Origin of the sequence: Paraoerskovia marina (assembly GCF_900105445.1) — a bacterium.
Taxonomy (GTDB): Bacteria; Actinomycetota; Actinomycetes; order Actinomycetales; family Cellulomonadaceae; genus Paraoerskovia; species Paraoerskovia marina.
This window is the reverse complement of sequence record NZ_LT629776.1, coordinates 1290197-1305258: the sequence shown is the minus strand read 5'-3', so window position 1 is coordinate 1305258 and position 15062 is coordinate 1290197. Positions and strand designations below refer to the sequence as shown.

The 15062-nt window shown below is 62.0% G+C and carries 9 protein-coding genes and 2 pseudogenes; 4 read left to right on the top strand and 7 right to left on the bottom strand.

Features of this window, described 5'->3' with window-relative positions:
* Positions 1-127 precede the first annotated feature (127 nt).
* The 4 genes and pseudogenes from BLU20_RS13725 to BLU20_RS05845 all read right to left on the bottom strand — a co-directional run.
* A pseudogene (locus BLU20_RS13725) lies at positions 128-938 on the bottom strand (IS5 family transposase); the annotation flags it as partial.
* Positions 939-1198: 260 nt separating this feature from the next.
* Positions 1199-2968 carry a GT-D fold domain-containing glycosyltransferase gene (locus tag BLU20_RS13720; RefSeq protein ID WP_172829032.1) on the bottom strand — a complete coding sequence of 590 codons (1770 nt, stop codon included), beginning with the start codon at positions 2966-2968 and terminating at the stop codon, positions 1199-1201.
* 504 nt (positions 2969-3472) lie between these two features.
* Complete coding sequence (locus BLU20_RS05850) at positions 3473-4318, bottom strand: ABC transporter ATP-binding protein (protein ID WP_083371927.1); 846 nt, start codon at positions 4316-4318, stop codon at positions 3473-3475.
* Positions 4311-5240, bottom strand: coding sequence for an ABC transporter permease (locus BLU20_RS05845; RefSeq protein WP_083371926.1), 930 nt, complete (start codon positions 5238-5240; stop codon positions 4311-4313). Before BLU20_RS05845 ends, BLU20_RS05850 begins: the two co-directional genes overlap by 8 nt.
* 502 nt (positions 5241-5742) lie before the next feature.
* On the opposite strand from BLU20_RS05845, the pseudogene BLU20_RS05840 reads away from it, so the two are divergent.
* Positions 5743-6657 (top strand): annotated as a pseudogene (locus BLU20_RS05840) (helix-turn-helix domain-containing protein); the annotation flags it as partial.
* A 218-nt stretch (positions 6658-6875) separates the two neighbouring features.
* Here BLU20_RS05840 and BLU20_RS05835 read toward each other — a convergent pair.
* Positions 6876-10151, bottom strand: a complete 3276-nt coding sequence (locus BLU20_RS05835; protein ID WP_172829031.1) for a CDP-glycerol glycerophosphotransferase family protein — start codon at positions 10149-10151, stop codon at positions 6876-6878.
* A 325-nt stretch (positions 10152-10476) separates the two neighbouring features.
* Here BLU20_RS05835 and BLU20_RS05830 point away from each other — a divergent pair, with 325 nt between their 5' ends.
* The 3 genes from BLU20_RS05830 (at position 10477) to BLU20_RS05820 (ending at position 13112) form a co-directional block, all read left to right on the top strand.
* The gene (locus BLU20_RS05830) at positions 10477-11592 is read left to right on the top strand and encodes a CDP-glycerol glycerophosphotransferase family protein (protein WP_172829030.1); all 1116 of its coding nucleotides are present in this window, start codon (positions 10477-10479) and stop codon (positions 11590-11592) included.
* A gap of 29 nt (positions 11593-11621) precedes the next feature.
* The gene (locus BLU20_RS05825) at positions 11622-12131 is read left to right on the top strand and encodes a hypothetical protein (RefSeq protein ID WP_157270337.1); all 510 of its coding nucleotides are present in this window, start codon (positions 11622-11624) and stop codon (positions 12129-12131) included.
* A gap of 261 nt (positions 12132-12392) precedes the next feature.
* Positions 12393-13112 (top strand): SpoIID/LytB domain-containing protein, encoded by a 720-nt coding sequence (locus tag BLU20_RS05820; RefSeq protein WP_172829029.1) that lies wholly within the window; start codon positions 12393-12395, stop codon positions 13110-13112.
* Here BLU20_RS05820 and BLU20_RS05815 read toward each other — a convergent pair.
* Positions 13030-13728, bottom strand: a complete 699-nt coding sequence (locus tag BLU20_RS05815; protein ID WP_083372937.1) for a phosphocholine cytidylyltransferase family protein — start codon at positions 13726-13728, stop codon at positions 13030-13032. The two genes, BLU20_RS05820 and BLU20_RS05815, sit on opposite strands and share 83 nt — an antisense overlap.
* Before the next feature lie 11 nt (positions 13729-13739).
* On the bottom strand, positions 13740-15050 hold the full coding sequence (locus BLU20_RS05810) for a CDP-glycerol glycerophosphotransferase family protein (RefSeq protein ID WP_083371921.1): 1311 nt from the start codon (positions 15048-15050) through the stop codon (positions 13740-13742).
* Positions 15051-15062: the final 12 nt, after the last annotated feature.

The following is a 15062-nucleotide window of genomic DNA, read 5'->3' as shown; positions in this document are numbered from 1 at the left end:
AAGAGGCCTTCTCGCCCACCGTCGGCAATTCGGATCGAATCAGTCAAGGCTCAATCCCAGTCGTGACAGTCAGGGTAGAGCAGGAACACGATCTGCTCACGCCTAGTAAGCTGGCGCGTGTCTGACAAAGCTCTGGCCATGGGATGACGGTGTTGAGGACGGTGGCGGCACGGTAGATCAGGGCGTGTTTGTCGTAGCGGGTGGCGAGGCCTCGCCATTGCCTGATTCGGCATTGGACGCGCTCGATGGCGTTCCGGTTGCGGTAGTCGGCGGCATCGAGTCCGACGGGGCGAGCGCCGCGCGCGGCGTGTCGTTTTCGGCGCTCCTTGTCGTCGTCTGGCTCGGAGATCACGGCCTTGTTTCCGGTCTGCCAGGTGAGTGCGGATCGCGCGCGACGAGTATGCCTTGTAATCACGCACCGCGTCCGGACGGGTGCGTGCCCGGCCTGGGTCGCGATCGACCCGCAGGTGTCCCATCAGCGGCAGGAACATCGGGGCAGTCCCCGGCCTGCCCCGATGTGATTGTGAGGCAGGTGACTGATGGCAGGCCGTTGCCGTCGACGAGCTGATCGATCTTCGCCGACAGGCCACCTCTGCAGCGGCCGATGCCGTGATCAGGCGGCTCTTCCCGCAGATTCCTGTCACGCAACCCAGGCAGCCTGCCAGGCGGATAGTGTTCGTCGCGTGCTGTTGTGCGCGGGTGATGGTGGAGTCCACCGACAGTGACATATAGGCCAGGCCTGCCGCATCGGCTGTCGTCGTAATCGTCACGGCCACGCGGTCCCATGTCCCACCGAACACCATCCGCCGATGCCAGGTCCACACCGTCTCCAACGGCCCGGACACCGGCGGTAGATCCCGCCACGCGAGGCCCTTCCGGTACCGGTAGACGATGCCCTCGACCATCGTCCGCGCATCCAAGAACATCCGACGCGTACGCTCCTTGAGACGCTGCACCGCGCTGACTCGAGATCTTCAATCGGTCGAACGCCACCCATTGGATTCATCGGATAATAGAAACCTGGCACCAGAACAATTCCAGTGCCGCACTGATAGCAAGCTCAGAGCAATGCGGCCATCAATGAAACTAAAGTCTCACAGTCTTCAGCGTTCACGAACAATAACCACCGTCCAGACTCCCGGCCAGGCGCTCGCACGCCCCGTACGACGTTCCCGAGCGCTCGTCAACTACGAGAGCGTCAAGAGCGAATTGGACGACTTTCAGGCCGTGGCCCCCCAGAGAAAACGTTGTGATAACTATCCGAAATATGCCCAATATCAAGAGCACGTATGCCGATGAGTGCTAGCCGGCGAGCGAGAACCGTGCCAGCAGGCCCCAATGCCAAAAGCACAAGCGCGCCCTCACCGACTTCAGACAACTCTTCGACGAGTCGATCTAGATCATCATACGCACCAACGGGAAGTGAACTAACCGTACGGGTCGAACGCGCTGAAGAAAACAGTGCAGGAGTCGCCGCAAACCGAGACCCTGCCCCCGTAACAAAGACGATATCGCGATCTCGCCAAACCTCACGCCACAAATCAACTGCGCGGTCGCCATACTGTTCAAACACCGTAGGGCGCGTAACATGGCTATTCAAGAACGCACCTGTCTCTGGAACATTGGATTTCAACTCTGGCCAAAGTTCCGACCAAACGCCCGACCAATGCGCGTCTCCGAAAATCTGGGGGAATCCTACATCGAAACGATCGCGGCCAGCGTCCCTAAATGTAGCGAGCAGCTCCGATTGCAATGGCCGCGAGTTGCTCTGGAAACGGAGGTTGAAATCAGATCTAAGCATCAATCGAAACTCCCCATCACCGAATCGAGAAAAGGAGTTCTCCGATTCCACGAGGTGCTCTAGCGTCTCGATCATCGTTAGTTGACGTTCATTGACAAACTCGCGAACAGCAGTCATTACTCCTGATGTCGATTCGAGCCGAATAGCCTCCATCGTCCGATTCTGTTTACCAACCTCCGCAAGCAGTCGCTGGGTATTGCGATTGCTTTGCTTCAACTCAGACGCCACTGTTGAAAGCGCCTTGATCAACTCTGGCTGAAGCAGATCTGCCTCCCTTTTGGGGACTAATCTACTCTTGACATGCGAAGCCCTCCGCCGTGCGCGCCGAGAAAGCTGCGCCAGGGGCGTCGGGAGAGGCGGTAGATCAGATTCAGCCTCGAATCCCTCGCCGCGCGCGAATGGGAAGGCTGATTCAAGCGAGTCAAGCGCAATCGTCAGAGAAGGCAGTGTAGCACGAGAAGCCAAAGACTCGATATCGAGCGTTCCGAGTTCGGAGGCCTTTACGGCAACAGTGCTCGCCTGACTATCATCGATAGTCGAGAAGAAATCTCGAAACTTAAACGCGTCGCCACCCAAAGGATGATCCACGACCCTAAGCCAAATCCACGGTACACCGTACGCCTGGGCGATGATTATACCGTGAAGTGAGGTCGAAATACACACATCCGCTTGGGCAATTGTATCCACGACACTCTCAAGATCCGAAGCGACATCAACAACCACTGAACCGTCACCGAGAGAAGAAGGGAGGTGCTTTACATGAACATAATGCGGAACGACCGCTATACGCCCGCTCTGAGCTGCGGGCTTTGCCGTATAGAATCGCGGGAGAAGCAGGGCAGGATCGCCATAGACCTCTGGGACTTCCCATCCAAGTTTGGAAACGAGTTCCGATCGAGTTTCAGTCCCCCGAACAGCATGAACACGGACATTTTCGAGTTTCCGTAGCGCATCGAGTTTGGAGCCTTGCAACGGTTCCATCAACCCCGAGCCCCAAATGTCCACGTTGTTACGGTCCAGATAGCCAATTGTCGATCCCACAGCCCAAAGGACCGGACTCAATTCCTTTCGGCGCCGAGCATTCACCGGCTCATGGCCGGACATTGCCTGCACGAGCCACGGTCCGACGGCGTCACCGAAGTTCGGACGTTCATCCCACCAGTACACGGCTCGCTCAGAGCCCTTGAGCGCAGGTCCGCGTTTAGCGTCTACGGGGGTACGTGTAGTTGCGTCACTTATCCATAGGAACCAACGCATCGACTTGCGAATTGCCTCGGACCTACTCCGCCGCGCGCGCAAAGTGCCAGTATCAAAATCGTCGATCAAGTGCGCATTGGAAGCGATATCGCCCGCATCACGAGCTTTCCCGACTAGCGCATTCCTCACCGCTCGAGACGCCTCGGGCGAGGATCCCCGAACAAGGAGACCTACTTGATCACCCAAGGCAGCGAACTTCATCTGAACGGAATGGCCAGGCTTGATTCTGGCGGTCAACCAGCCATCTCGGTCCACATTGACGGAGTGGTGACCCAGTTGGCGAACAATGTTCCGCTGAAGTTCGTGCGTGAAGTCAGAAATCTCTTGCTCTACGAGGGGCATCGAATTGTCTCTCTCTTCGACGGGAAGGAGTAAGTCCTTGCTGAACTGCGGAATGAGCAGTCTAGAGCGTCGCTATCGTTGCAGGCGCTTGGCGCGTGCAAACTGTTTGTAAGCCGCACACACTTCTTCCGATGGTCCGTCCATTATTAATTCGCCTTCATGGACCCATAGCACGCGCGTGCAGATGCTTTCAACGGTAGCAATCGAGTGGCTAACAAGAAAGACCGTTCCCGCTTTATCCCGCACCTCATCGATACGATTTTTCGATTTTTTACGAAACGTCGCGTCGCCAGTCGCGAGCGCTTCATCAATCATTAGAATATCTGGAATCGCTGCGGATGAGATCGCGAATCGAAGACGCGCAGCCATCCCCGATGAGTAGGTTTTCATTGGAAGATAGACCGAGTCGCCAATACCTGAGAAGTCAACGATGTCATCGAACCTCTCCTTGACTTCGGCCTCTGACAACCCTAGCGCGAGTCCTCCGATCATAACGTTTCGCTCCCCGGTGAGGCTTCCCATTAGGACGGCCTGGACTCCTAATAGGGCCGGCTCGCCAGAGACATAAACTGCGCCTTTAGTTGGAGGAATTAGCCCCGCGATCGCCCTTAATAGCGTGCTCTTTCCGCTACCGTTAATCCCGACGATTCCGATTGACTCGCCGTGGCGAGCTGCGAATGATATGCCCTTGACGGCGCGAACCTCTCGCACCGCGGACGCACCCCCAACTCCCCGACTCATAAACTTGGCGAACCACCCGGATTTTACCTGACTGTTCCTTATGCGTTTCGCACCAAACACTCGAAATGTTACGTGTAGATCATCTACCACAAGGCATGGCGCACCTAGGGAAGTCTTACCTGCAGAAATACCCTCCAAATCTTCTGGGTCTATCTCGAAATCAAGTTCCTCAGTCACGGCCGTACCTCTCCTCGCCACGCCAAAACGTTATGAATCCGATAGTCAGCGTTACGGCCGCCCATCCGATTCCCCAGATCCACATCTCGAGGGATGGTGGGTACGCTGGCTCGTTCAAAACGCTGGATCGACCAAGGTATAGATAGACTGCGATTGGCTGATGCTCGAGTACAGGAGCGAAAGGACTATCGCCGATGAAGCTCTGCAAACTGAAGATGACGCCCGAGCCGTACATTACGAATCGCAGAACAAATGGAATTACATTCTGGATGTCAGGCGTGATCGCGACCCACTTGGCCATGAAAAATGCGATGCCCGTGTTGAATAGCCAGAATAGAAGGACGGTAGGGATGATCAGAAGCCATCGCCACTCGAGTGGCACTGGACCCTCATTGGGCATGTATCCAGCAAGCCAGCAGAAGATACACATGACAACTAGCGCAGGGCCAAGCGTAGCTAGTTCTGCCAGAACGCTTGATATCGGCAGGACGGCGCGTGGGAATCTGACTGATCTGACGAGATTGAGGTTCCCACGGATTGCACGGGCGCCGGAGTTAACGGAGCCCGTGAAAAAATGGTAGAGGAACGTCCCAACCACGATAAACCCGATGGTATTGTCGATCCCTGCTTTCCCCACACCGAGGATGACTCCGAAGATTAGAATGTATACGATCGCATTCAGAGTCGGGGTTAATACTGACCAGAGTTGGCCGAGGTAGTTGTTCTGATTTTTCGCATAGGATTTCGAAGTTGCAAGGACGCGAATGAACGTTCTCCGCTCCCACAGTTGTCGAATGTAGGTGCCGAGGGAGGGGCGTAGGCCCATGCGAGTTAGCCCACCCTCATCGACAAGTGCCCGTAGAACGTCAGGCTCTAGGTGCCTGTCGAGCGGTTCAGGGACGCTATTGGTTCGGGATTCCATCGCCCTGCCCCCTTTCACGATTCTTACGTGCAATCGGTCCTGTCACAATCGATCTATACCTATCGTTGTAGTGCTTCGGATACGCCAGTGTGGTCGACGGTGCGCTGGAGTCAGTCGACACATGCGTCGTCTAGGCCGATTGTAGGCCAACGTGGCAGGCCAACTGGGGCATCAAGACCAGGTGCCCTCGCAGGTAACGGCTCAGGTGCGGAGGTGCGGAGCGCCGACGGCGTCGTATCTCCTCGGCCGGATCGAACAGCGCTCGCAGCAGACTGCTTGCGCTGGGTCAGCGCGTCGGATGACGTCAGGTACTCCGATGCCCAGGAGGCGTACCCACGCTGCTCATCTTAGGCGCCCGCAACTGCCCGACGGTAGGCATCTAGGTGTTGTGTGTCATGACGTTGGTGACACGCCGGGAGGTTCGGGCGTGAGGAAGGGGTGGGTGCTCGGCGCAGGATGGAAGTGCGACCAACCGTCCTCGCCGAGAAAGATCTACCCCTTCATGTCCTACGCTAAGGCCCCGCTGATCTCTGCCTGTCGTCGCAGTCTGGTCCAGCGCTGCCAGACCCGACCGATCGCTCACGTCGCCGCCGAGGCCAGCGCCTCACGCGCGTGCTTGTCGAAGTGGAAGAACCGGTACGACCGCTCCGGCGAGGCAGGCCTGCACGACCGAGCCTCCGATCCTCACGCCTCCCCGACCCAGACCCCGCCCGAGGTGGGGACCCGGATCGAGGAGCTGCGCCGCAAGCACAAGTGGTCCGCCGCCAGGATCGCGCTCGAGTTCGCCAGCGAGGGTCACCGGGCTCGGCACGCACGATTGGGCGCTGGTTCGAAAGGTTAGGCATCTACCGGCGCCGGCACCTCGACCTCGACCTCGACCTCGACCTCGACCTCGACCTCGACGGAGCCTCGAACCGCGGGCCTGAACGGATCGCGGCCCGCTACCCGGGCCACATGATCGACCTCGCCGTGAAGAAGGTCGGGCGCATCCCCGACGGCGACGGGTGGCGGGCCCACGGACGCGGCTCGGCCCAGGACAAGGCCGCACACCGTACCAAGACCCGCGGCGCCGAGGACGGATACGTCTACCTGGACTCCGCCGTGGACGGGCTCTCCCGACTGGCCTACACCGAGCACATGCCCGACGAGAAGGCCGCCACCACGATCGCGTTCTTCGCCGCGCACGGCATCAACCGGATCGTGCGCGCGATCACGGACAACGGCGCGAACTACCGCGCCGGTGACTGAGGACGCACCGTGAGCGCGCAGGCGTCCCGTCGCCAACGCACCCGCCCCGTCACAACGGCAAGGTCAAGCGCACCAGCGAATCCTGGCCGAGAAGTTCCTCTACGCCCGCACCTGGACCTCGGAGGCCGAGCGCGCCAACTCCCTGCAGATCTGCAATGTGCATTTCAACTAGCACCGGCCCCACACTGCCGTCGGGCACAAACCCCCAGCCGCGAAGCTGCCGGCCGAGTCACCAACCTCCCTGGACATCACAACTAGGCATGGATGGCTCGGCGGCGAGGCATCCCAGCGCACACCAACTGTTGCAGGAGCCTTCCATGGGCGTGCGGGGCGGTTTCATTGCCGCTGGCCGCAGAGTCGGCACGGGATGGGACGTTATGGACGACGTCAGTGGCGGATTCCGGGCCGACGGCTCGATCGACCCCCTCCACGGGGTCCCTGGAGCCTGGTAGAGGTATGGGAACGCCTGGTGAAAACCTCATCGACGACTCGTGCCGCGGCGCCCCCGTCGTCCCACGGCGCGTAGGTCGAGACAAACTCGTCAAGCGGCGCCGACTTCCACACGTTGGACTCCTTTACAGCCTCGACTAGTTCGTCCACCGATCGCACAACGGGTCCGGGGAGCGCGTCCGGGATGTCGAGGTAGAACCCTCGGAGTTCATCCCGGTACTCGTCCAGGTCGTAGCAGAAGAACACCATCGGCCGTCGCAGGACGGCGAAGTCGAAGAGCGAGGATGAGTAGTCCGTCACAAGCACGTCGGTCGCGAGCAGCAGTTCCTGCATGTCCGGGTAAGCGGACGCGTCGATCACGCGACCGTCGAGCTCTTCGGGAATCTCGATGCGACCGCGAACCACGCTATGCATCCGCAGGACCAGGACGTCCTCGTCGGCGATCCGGTTGACGAGATCGACGAGATCGAACGGGAGGTCTGCTGAAAACCCGGTACCTGCCCGATTCTGATCCCTAAACGTCGGTGCATAGAGCACGAGACGTTGGGTGTCGTCTACCCCGAGCCGCTGCCGGACCACAACGCGCAGGTCGTCGGCCTCGGGCCCGGCGAACAGGTCGTTTCGCGGATATCCGAGCTCGAGCATCGAGCCGTCGTATCGAAATGCCGAGCGAAATTTCGTCGAGGCGTATGGGCTCGGCGAGATGAGCATCGACCAGTACCCGGTCATCTTGTGCACCCGGTCGAGGTAACCCTCGTCGCGGCCCGCGGTGCTGACTGCGTCGAACTGCATTCTCTTAAGTGGGGTGCCATGCCATGTCTGCAGATACGTCGTCCGTGCCGCAGGCTTCAGGTAGTGGGGAAAGTTCTGGTTGTTGACCCACCAGCGCGCCCGGGAGAGTTCCCAGAAGTACCGAGGCGTCAGTCGACGGATCTTGACGGTCTCAGGGTCTGCCGTGCGGAACGTTCCGGCAGAAACCCAGACGGTCCTCAGTCCCGGATTCCGTCGCACGAGTTCCTCGTAGATCGCCTTTGGGCTGTCGCCGTAGGCCTTGCCGTTCCACGACTCGAAGACGACCGTGTCTCGCCGCGGGAGTAAGCGACCGATTTTGAAAAGGACCCGCATGAACGGGTAATACGCGCGGCTGCTCCGAAACTCCGAGTAGGCCCGGCGCCCCAGCGCGCCATCACGGATGCGCCCCAACGTCATCGTCGGCCCCCATGCGGTCCGCACAGCGTGCTCGACCCGCTCGCAGTTCTGGGTGTCACGGTGCTCGATGAATCGGTCTGCCCGAGCCACGAATCGGTCCTCCATGACAAATCCCTCGTCCGCCGAGCGTTCGACCAGTGCCATCAGTTGGGACGAAGTTGTGGCGATCGGCCCCGGGAGGTCGTGCTCGAGATCGAGGTGCGACGGCCGGCTTCCGATGAACCGGGACCGGTCGAACTGGAAGTAGAAGACGGGCCGGTGCTGGAAACTGAAGTCCAGGGCAGCACTCGTATAGTCCGTGACCATCGCCGCATGGGAGCGGATGAGGTCCTGCAGGTCGACATCGCCCTGGCGATGGATCGTCACGCCGGGGGCGTCGAAGTGCTCCGCATACTGGCGCATGTTCGGGTGGAGGATGAAGGTAACTCTCTCCCCGGCTGCGACGAGATCCTTGATGGTCTGGTGCTCGAGAACGGCGCGCCAGTTCGTGAGATAGTCGCTCTCCTCGAACGCCTGTGGGGTCAAGAGCCAGTCGCGCCAGGTCGGGACAACGAGGAGCCCGTGGGGGATCTCCACGGGGTTATCGAGCAACCGGTCGAACCGAGGAAGGCCGGTGACCACGACCTGGCGGCGGCGGTACTGGAAGTCATTCGCGATCATCTCGCGCTCGAACTCGGAGCTCACGAGGAACCGGTCGGTCGCGAACTCCGGTGCACGGCGGCCGTAGTTCGCCACCATGTTCTTGGTGCCCATCACTCCGTGCTGAAGGAAAACCCTGTTGCCGCGCGCCCACCGCGCGTACGCGCGGGAGCGCGTCGGCAAGACGTACTCGGCATGATGGGTCGACACCAGTCGACTGGCCAACAGCGCGAGCCGAAGGTGTCGGCGGGAGCCAGCGTCGACGATGTTCCCCTCGCCAGCCACGTTCCGTCGCTCCGGTGAGGCCGGGTCGATCACGTAGTGGGCGCGCCGCCGTGGCCTGTTCAGCCGGAGCCAGCGGAAGAAGTGTGCACCGTTGTCCTGCGCCTTGTAGGGCAGTTCCCCGACGAGCCAGACCCCCGAGAACGGGCGTACCGCGGTGTACACCCATCCCCACCGGCTCAGTCGGCGAATGCTCCTCGCCACCTCGCGGGTGTGCGTCTCGATGCGAAATCCGAGCCGTCGGGCCTTGAAGGTGAGATAGGGCAGGACGAAGTGGACAGAACCACCGGGAGCCTCGAGTTGGAGCTCAGGGAGCTTGCGGATCCTTGTCGTGGCTGGCAGCTTCACGATCCGCGTCCGCGGACCCTCCCCGTCGTCGAAGTCGATCTCGACACTGATCACCAACGATTCAGGTCGCGGTTGCTCCGGCCCCCACCGGGCAACGACGTCCGCGAGGTCGATCTCACCGCTGACCGAGTGCCCATGGAGTCTGCGGTATCCGGCCCACGGGCCAGGCGTGACGTCGAGCGAAACGGCGCAGAGTTCGCCCGTGGGCTGAAGAAGTGCCTGGAGCTCGACCTGGGGAAGGCCCGCGATCGTCGACTCCACGTCCGCCCGGAGCCGGAGCGTCGAACCGTCAATCTCGAGCTCGCGGGTGCGTACCGCGAGGCTCTCCCGCGGGGCAGCAGCGGCCCTGAGGGACAGGTTTCCTCGCGTGGAGAGATACGCCCACACGTACCGTGTGTCGTCGACTGGATGGAGCGCGATATCGACGCGCGAAGAACCGTCCGAAGCGAGGCGGAGGGCCACGGAGCCCTCAGACTCGTGGACGAGGAGATACGCGTCGACCGGCCGCACCCAGTCCTCGACCAGTCCTTCGAGGACGTCGCGACTGAGCGTAACGTCGAACGACTCCGAGGGCGGTTGGGCAACCTCATGCCTGAAGGTTTCGCCATCCTGGCCACGTCGTCGGAGGAGAACGCCGACGACGGCCCGTCCGGGAAGGATGCCCGCGATGCGCAACGACCCGTCGTCGCAGAACTCACCGACGAGCCCTCGCACTTCCGCCTCCACGGATGTCACGGCGCGCCCCTGCAGGTGGCGAACGAGTGTCCCGGCCCGACGGCGGAGCGCGGAAGTCATGGGCATGGTATTCCTCTCAAGTGTGGTGCGACCGTGATAATACGTTGAACCCTCTCCGACCGACGACGCACGCGACGAATATCGCGTGGTGCATTCCCGAAGGGACTCGATGACACGCGGACCGATCACGACCACCAGCCGACGACTTGCCGGTTCCGGTGCGCGCGTCCTCCTCCGGGCCGGCCGCTGGTGCGCCAGAGTCTTGGCCTCCATCGCTGAGCCTCCGGACACCCGCGAGCCGGCGCCCGCGGGGACTTTTCCGGTGGTGGCCTATCTCGCTGGAGGGCCCTCCCTCCGGTACCAGGTCGACCAGTGGATTCCCGTCCTTGAGACCCTCGATCACGAGCACAAAGTCCTCGTTGTCGTCCGGACCCCCGAGCTGGCAGGTGCCCTACGCACGGGGACACGCCTCCCCGTTGCCTGTGCCACGACGCTGGAGGACCTTCTCGCTGTCTACGCGGCGGTGGACACGAAAGTAATCCTGTACCCGAACAACGGCTCACTGAACTTCCAGTCCCTAATCTACCGGGAAGCGCTCCACGTGCATGTAAACCACGGGGAGTCCGACAAGTCCTCGATGGCGTCGAATCAAGCCAAGGCCTACGACGCAGTCATCGTGGCGGGTGCAGTGGCGGAGGACCGCTACTGCAATGCGCTTCTCGACTTCTCGGGCGCCAGCCTCATCCGGTGCGGCCGCCCCCAGCTGGACGTCCCGCGCTCCCCGTCACTAGATCCTCACCCGTCCCGTCGTACCGTCTTGTACGCACCGACCTGGTCTGGTGAGGAAGATTCGAACAACTGCACTTCCGTCGACGTCTACGGCCCACAGATTATCCGGCAACTCCTGCACGACTCCCGCTGGCGCGTGGTCTACAAGCCTCACCCTCGTGTTGTCGACGGGGACCGCCCGGCCGTGCACACTGCACACCGGGAGATCCTCGACCAGCTCGACGCGGCGCAACGGACAGATCCCGACGCACAGCACCGGTTCGTACCCCGAGCGGACGTCCTTTCACTGTTCGGGGTCACCGATCTCCTGATCACGGACGTGAGTTCGGTCGGCCTCGACTTCCTCTATCTGCGGCCCGAGGTGCCGATACTCCTCACCGATCGACGCTCGAACCGCGCGGCGCTGGTCACCTCAAGCCCGTTGGCTACCGGCACAGGAGTGCTCGACGCGGCGACCGTCTCCGACACCGCGGAGCTCGTCGCACACCATCTCGCACACGATCCGTTCGCGCCCGAGCGCTCTACACTGCGAGACCGATACTTCGGGATCGAGCCAGGCGAAAGCACGACGCGGTTCCTTGAGGTGATCGGCGCGCAGGTCCGTCGGCGAGACGAACTCGTCCGCGCACGAGAGAACCGCCAGCGTATGTGATCTTCGCTGGGGTCATGTATCCGGCGCAAATGACTCTCGGACGCCCTGCTACCGCGGTGGTCGCCGCGATCGTCACGATCACCACGGTGGGCATCACAAGCGCCGCAGCGACCAATGCACACGTCCACGTCGTCGGCGGCACCATCACTGGACCCACCAACGGCGTCAGCACCGCCCGCATCTACCCCAAAGGCACCACCACCTACCGCATCCGCGCCCCCTACTACCGCGACGTCTCCCCCACCTTCACCGTCACACAAGGAGTCTCGATGGGCGTACCCAGCTCGTTCACGATCAAGGGGTCGGGCTGTGGCCACGGCGTGGGGATGCCGCAGTACGGCGCGTACGCACAGGCTCTGGCAGGCCGTCCCGCGTCGACCATTCTTAAGCACTACTACCAGGGCGCCGATGTCAGCTGGCGCACCACGGAGTCGAACGTCGCGGTTCAGGTCTTCGGTCCTGAACCATACGGCTATGCCAAGGGAAGCTACTCGGACGAGAAGTCCTCGACGTTGACGACAGTCTCGGGCGGCACCTGACGAATCCGCGCATCGGACGGAACCACGTTGAAGTCCGGGTCCGGACGCACCACGATCCAGTGGAGGACACTGTGGAACAGCGACGTCCAGGCCACGGTCGGGGGCCGCTCGTACTCGGACGACGTCGTCCGACTTCATTGGTCCGGGACCCGCTACCACTCGCCAACGGGGGCGGCTGGAGTTGTGACCGTCAGTGGCGCGCAGGGGTCGTACCGGCACGGACGTCTTACCGTTCGGAGCATCGGCGGGAAGTTGAACGTCGTGCACGACGTCCTCCTCAACACCGAGTACCTGTACGGCGCCGCCGAGATACAGTCGTCGTGGGGCGCGAAGGATCGCTCGGCACTCTCGGCTCAGGCGATCGCCGCGCGGAGCTACGCGATGAACAAGACCTGGAAGAGCGCGTGTACGTGCCAGGTCGTCGACGACGTCCGCGACCAGAACTACACGGGGTGGAAGAAGGAGAGCGAGGGGACGAACCGCTACTACGGGAAGATCTGGACGGCAGCGGTTGACGACACGGTGCGTTGCTCCACGAGTGCGCTCCTGCTGACCTATGCGGGGAAGCCGATCGGCACCCACTACTACTCGTCGTCGGGTGGTCGTACCGTCAACAGCGAGGACGTCTGGAGTTCGGTCGTTCCGTACGAGCGTAGCGTCGCCGACCCGTGGAGCCTCGACGCGCCGGGCAACTCGATGAAGTCATGGACACGCACTCTGACGCAGGGTTCCGCGCGGCAACTCTTCGGACTTCCTGACGTCCGGTCGATCCGGATCTCGAAGACAACGAGCGGCGACACGATGCGCGCGCTCACCACGACGTCGATCACGGGTTCATTGAGCGAGTGCCAGGAACCGTCCGAACTCGGCGGTTCCCGGCACTCGAGAGCGGTCGACCCTAGAAGGCTGCGTTGGCGCGTTCGAGGTCTTCGTCGAAGTCGACCTCAACTGCGTAGAGATCGGAGATGTCGACCGGAGTGACCTTGAGACTGTCTTCCGCGATCGCGATCTCGATCCCCCGCTCGAAGTAGTCCTGGTCTTCGACTGCGGCTAACTTCTTGATCAGGAGCTTCTTGTCTCGTCCTGCGACGAAGTTGATCCCGACGGCCTCACCCAGTGCCTCCCCGGTGGGGACCTGCTTCGATAGGTCGGCGATATAGCCGTCTCCATCGACCGTGTACTTCACCTCTTCTTCGGCAACAGACGAGGTATTGACACAGACGAACGACTTGCCCGCCTCGATGAGCGGCTTGACCCGCCGGAGCACCTCAGGGTGAAAGACGACGTCGCCGTTCATCCAGAGGACACCTCGCTCGCCGGTAGCGCGCAAGGCCTTGAGCAGGGACTTCGAAGTGTTCGTCTGGTCGTACAACTCGTTGTAGGCGAAAGCGACCTCCGGCGCCGCCTCCATCACCTGCTCGAGCTTGAAGCCGACGACGACCATGACTTCGGCGTCACTGTCGAAGACACTCCGCACGTTGCCGAGTTGCTGGGCCATGATCGTGCGCCCGTCCTTCAATGGCGTCAGCGGCTTCGGGAACGGGCGCCCCAGTCGCGTCCCCATCCCGGCCGCCAGAATCACAACCTGCACACTCATTTGCATCTCCTTCAGTCGTTCGTCTCGCGGGGCTCCACGGACTTCTCTCCGGGAAGTTCACCGATGGCCACACGCGCTACCTCTGTGTCCCGTATCCGGAACAGTCTCTCGCATGCCTCGATGAATCGGCGGGTCGAGGCACCCGGCGTGGTGTCGCCCAAGTAGAACTCCTGCAGCGCACGCCTCTCGGCACCCGTCGGGTCTTCATCCAGCTCCCGTGCGACGAGATTCGGGAGTCCGTCCATGTCCCCGGCCGGCAATCGCGGGACGAGATCGGTCAGGGCACTTCGAGCGACGACGACGTCGGCAGTCGGGAGGGTCACGATCAGGGGCTGACCGGTCGCGAGCCAGTCCATCGCGACACCTGAGACGTCACAGATCAGCACGTCGGCGTGCCCGAAGGCGACGGCCAGGTCTCCGTCCCCGTCCACCGTGTGCCCGACCTCCGGCAGCTCGTCCTGCGCACGTCGAATCAGGTCTCGGATCGTCGAGTCTCCGTCGCCGTATGCGGCATCGCGGACTCCGGTCAGAGGGTGGGGTCTGTAGATGAGCCTGAAGCGGCCGTCGTCGAGGATCGCCCGGACGATCGCTGCGCCGTGGGTCGCGACCGACCCGTAGGCCGCGGACGGCTGCCCGCCTTCCCATGTCGGCGCGTACAAGACCGTGGGTCGGTCATCGGTGGGCCTCGACAGCGTCACCGCCTCCCGCTCTCGGGCCTGTTCGTCCAGCTGCGGTCGACCCACGGGGATGCACCGCTCGTCGGCATCGAAGAGCGTCGCATAGCGCGCCATGCGCTCGACGGCTGCGCGCCCTGCCACGAACGAGAAGTCGTACGCCTTCGTCTGGTTGGACACCGTGACGATCTTGTCGCTGTCGCCGTGCATCAACGAGACGTGCAGCAGGTTTCCGAACCGCAGTGCGCCGAAGTTCTCCGGGTTGTGATTCACGTAGAGGATCAGCTTGGTCTTCGATCGCCCGAGGATGTCGTCGAGCGTCTCCGCCCGAGCGATCGTCCGGACCTCGAGCATCGACCCGTCGCGAATCGACCGCGCCGTGCGGGAGTCGCGAGTGACGACGACGACTCGATGCTCTGCGTCGAGCGACTCGAAGACGCGGTACCACTGCTCGATCTGGTAGATCGCCTCGGTGGTGTCCGCGAAGTAGACCATGACCTCGAAGGGCCACGGCCTGCCGACGAGGTTCTCGTCCTCACCGACGCCGTCCGGGGTGCCAGCCGGAACCAGTCCCCACCTCCGGATGAGTTGCCCACCGAGAGAGCGGACCTTGCGTGCAACGCTTGACTTCCGAGCGTCGACTGGCATCTTCAGTTACCT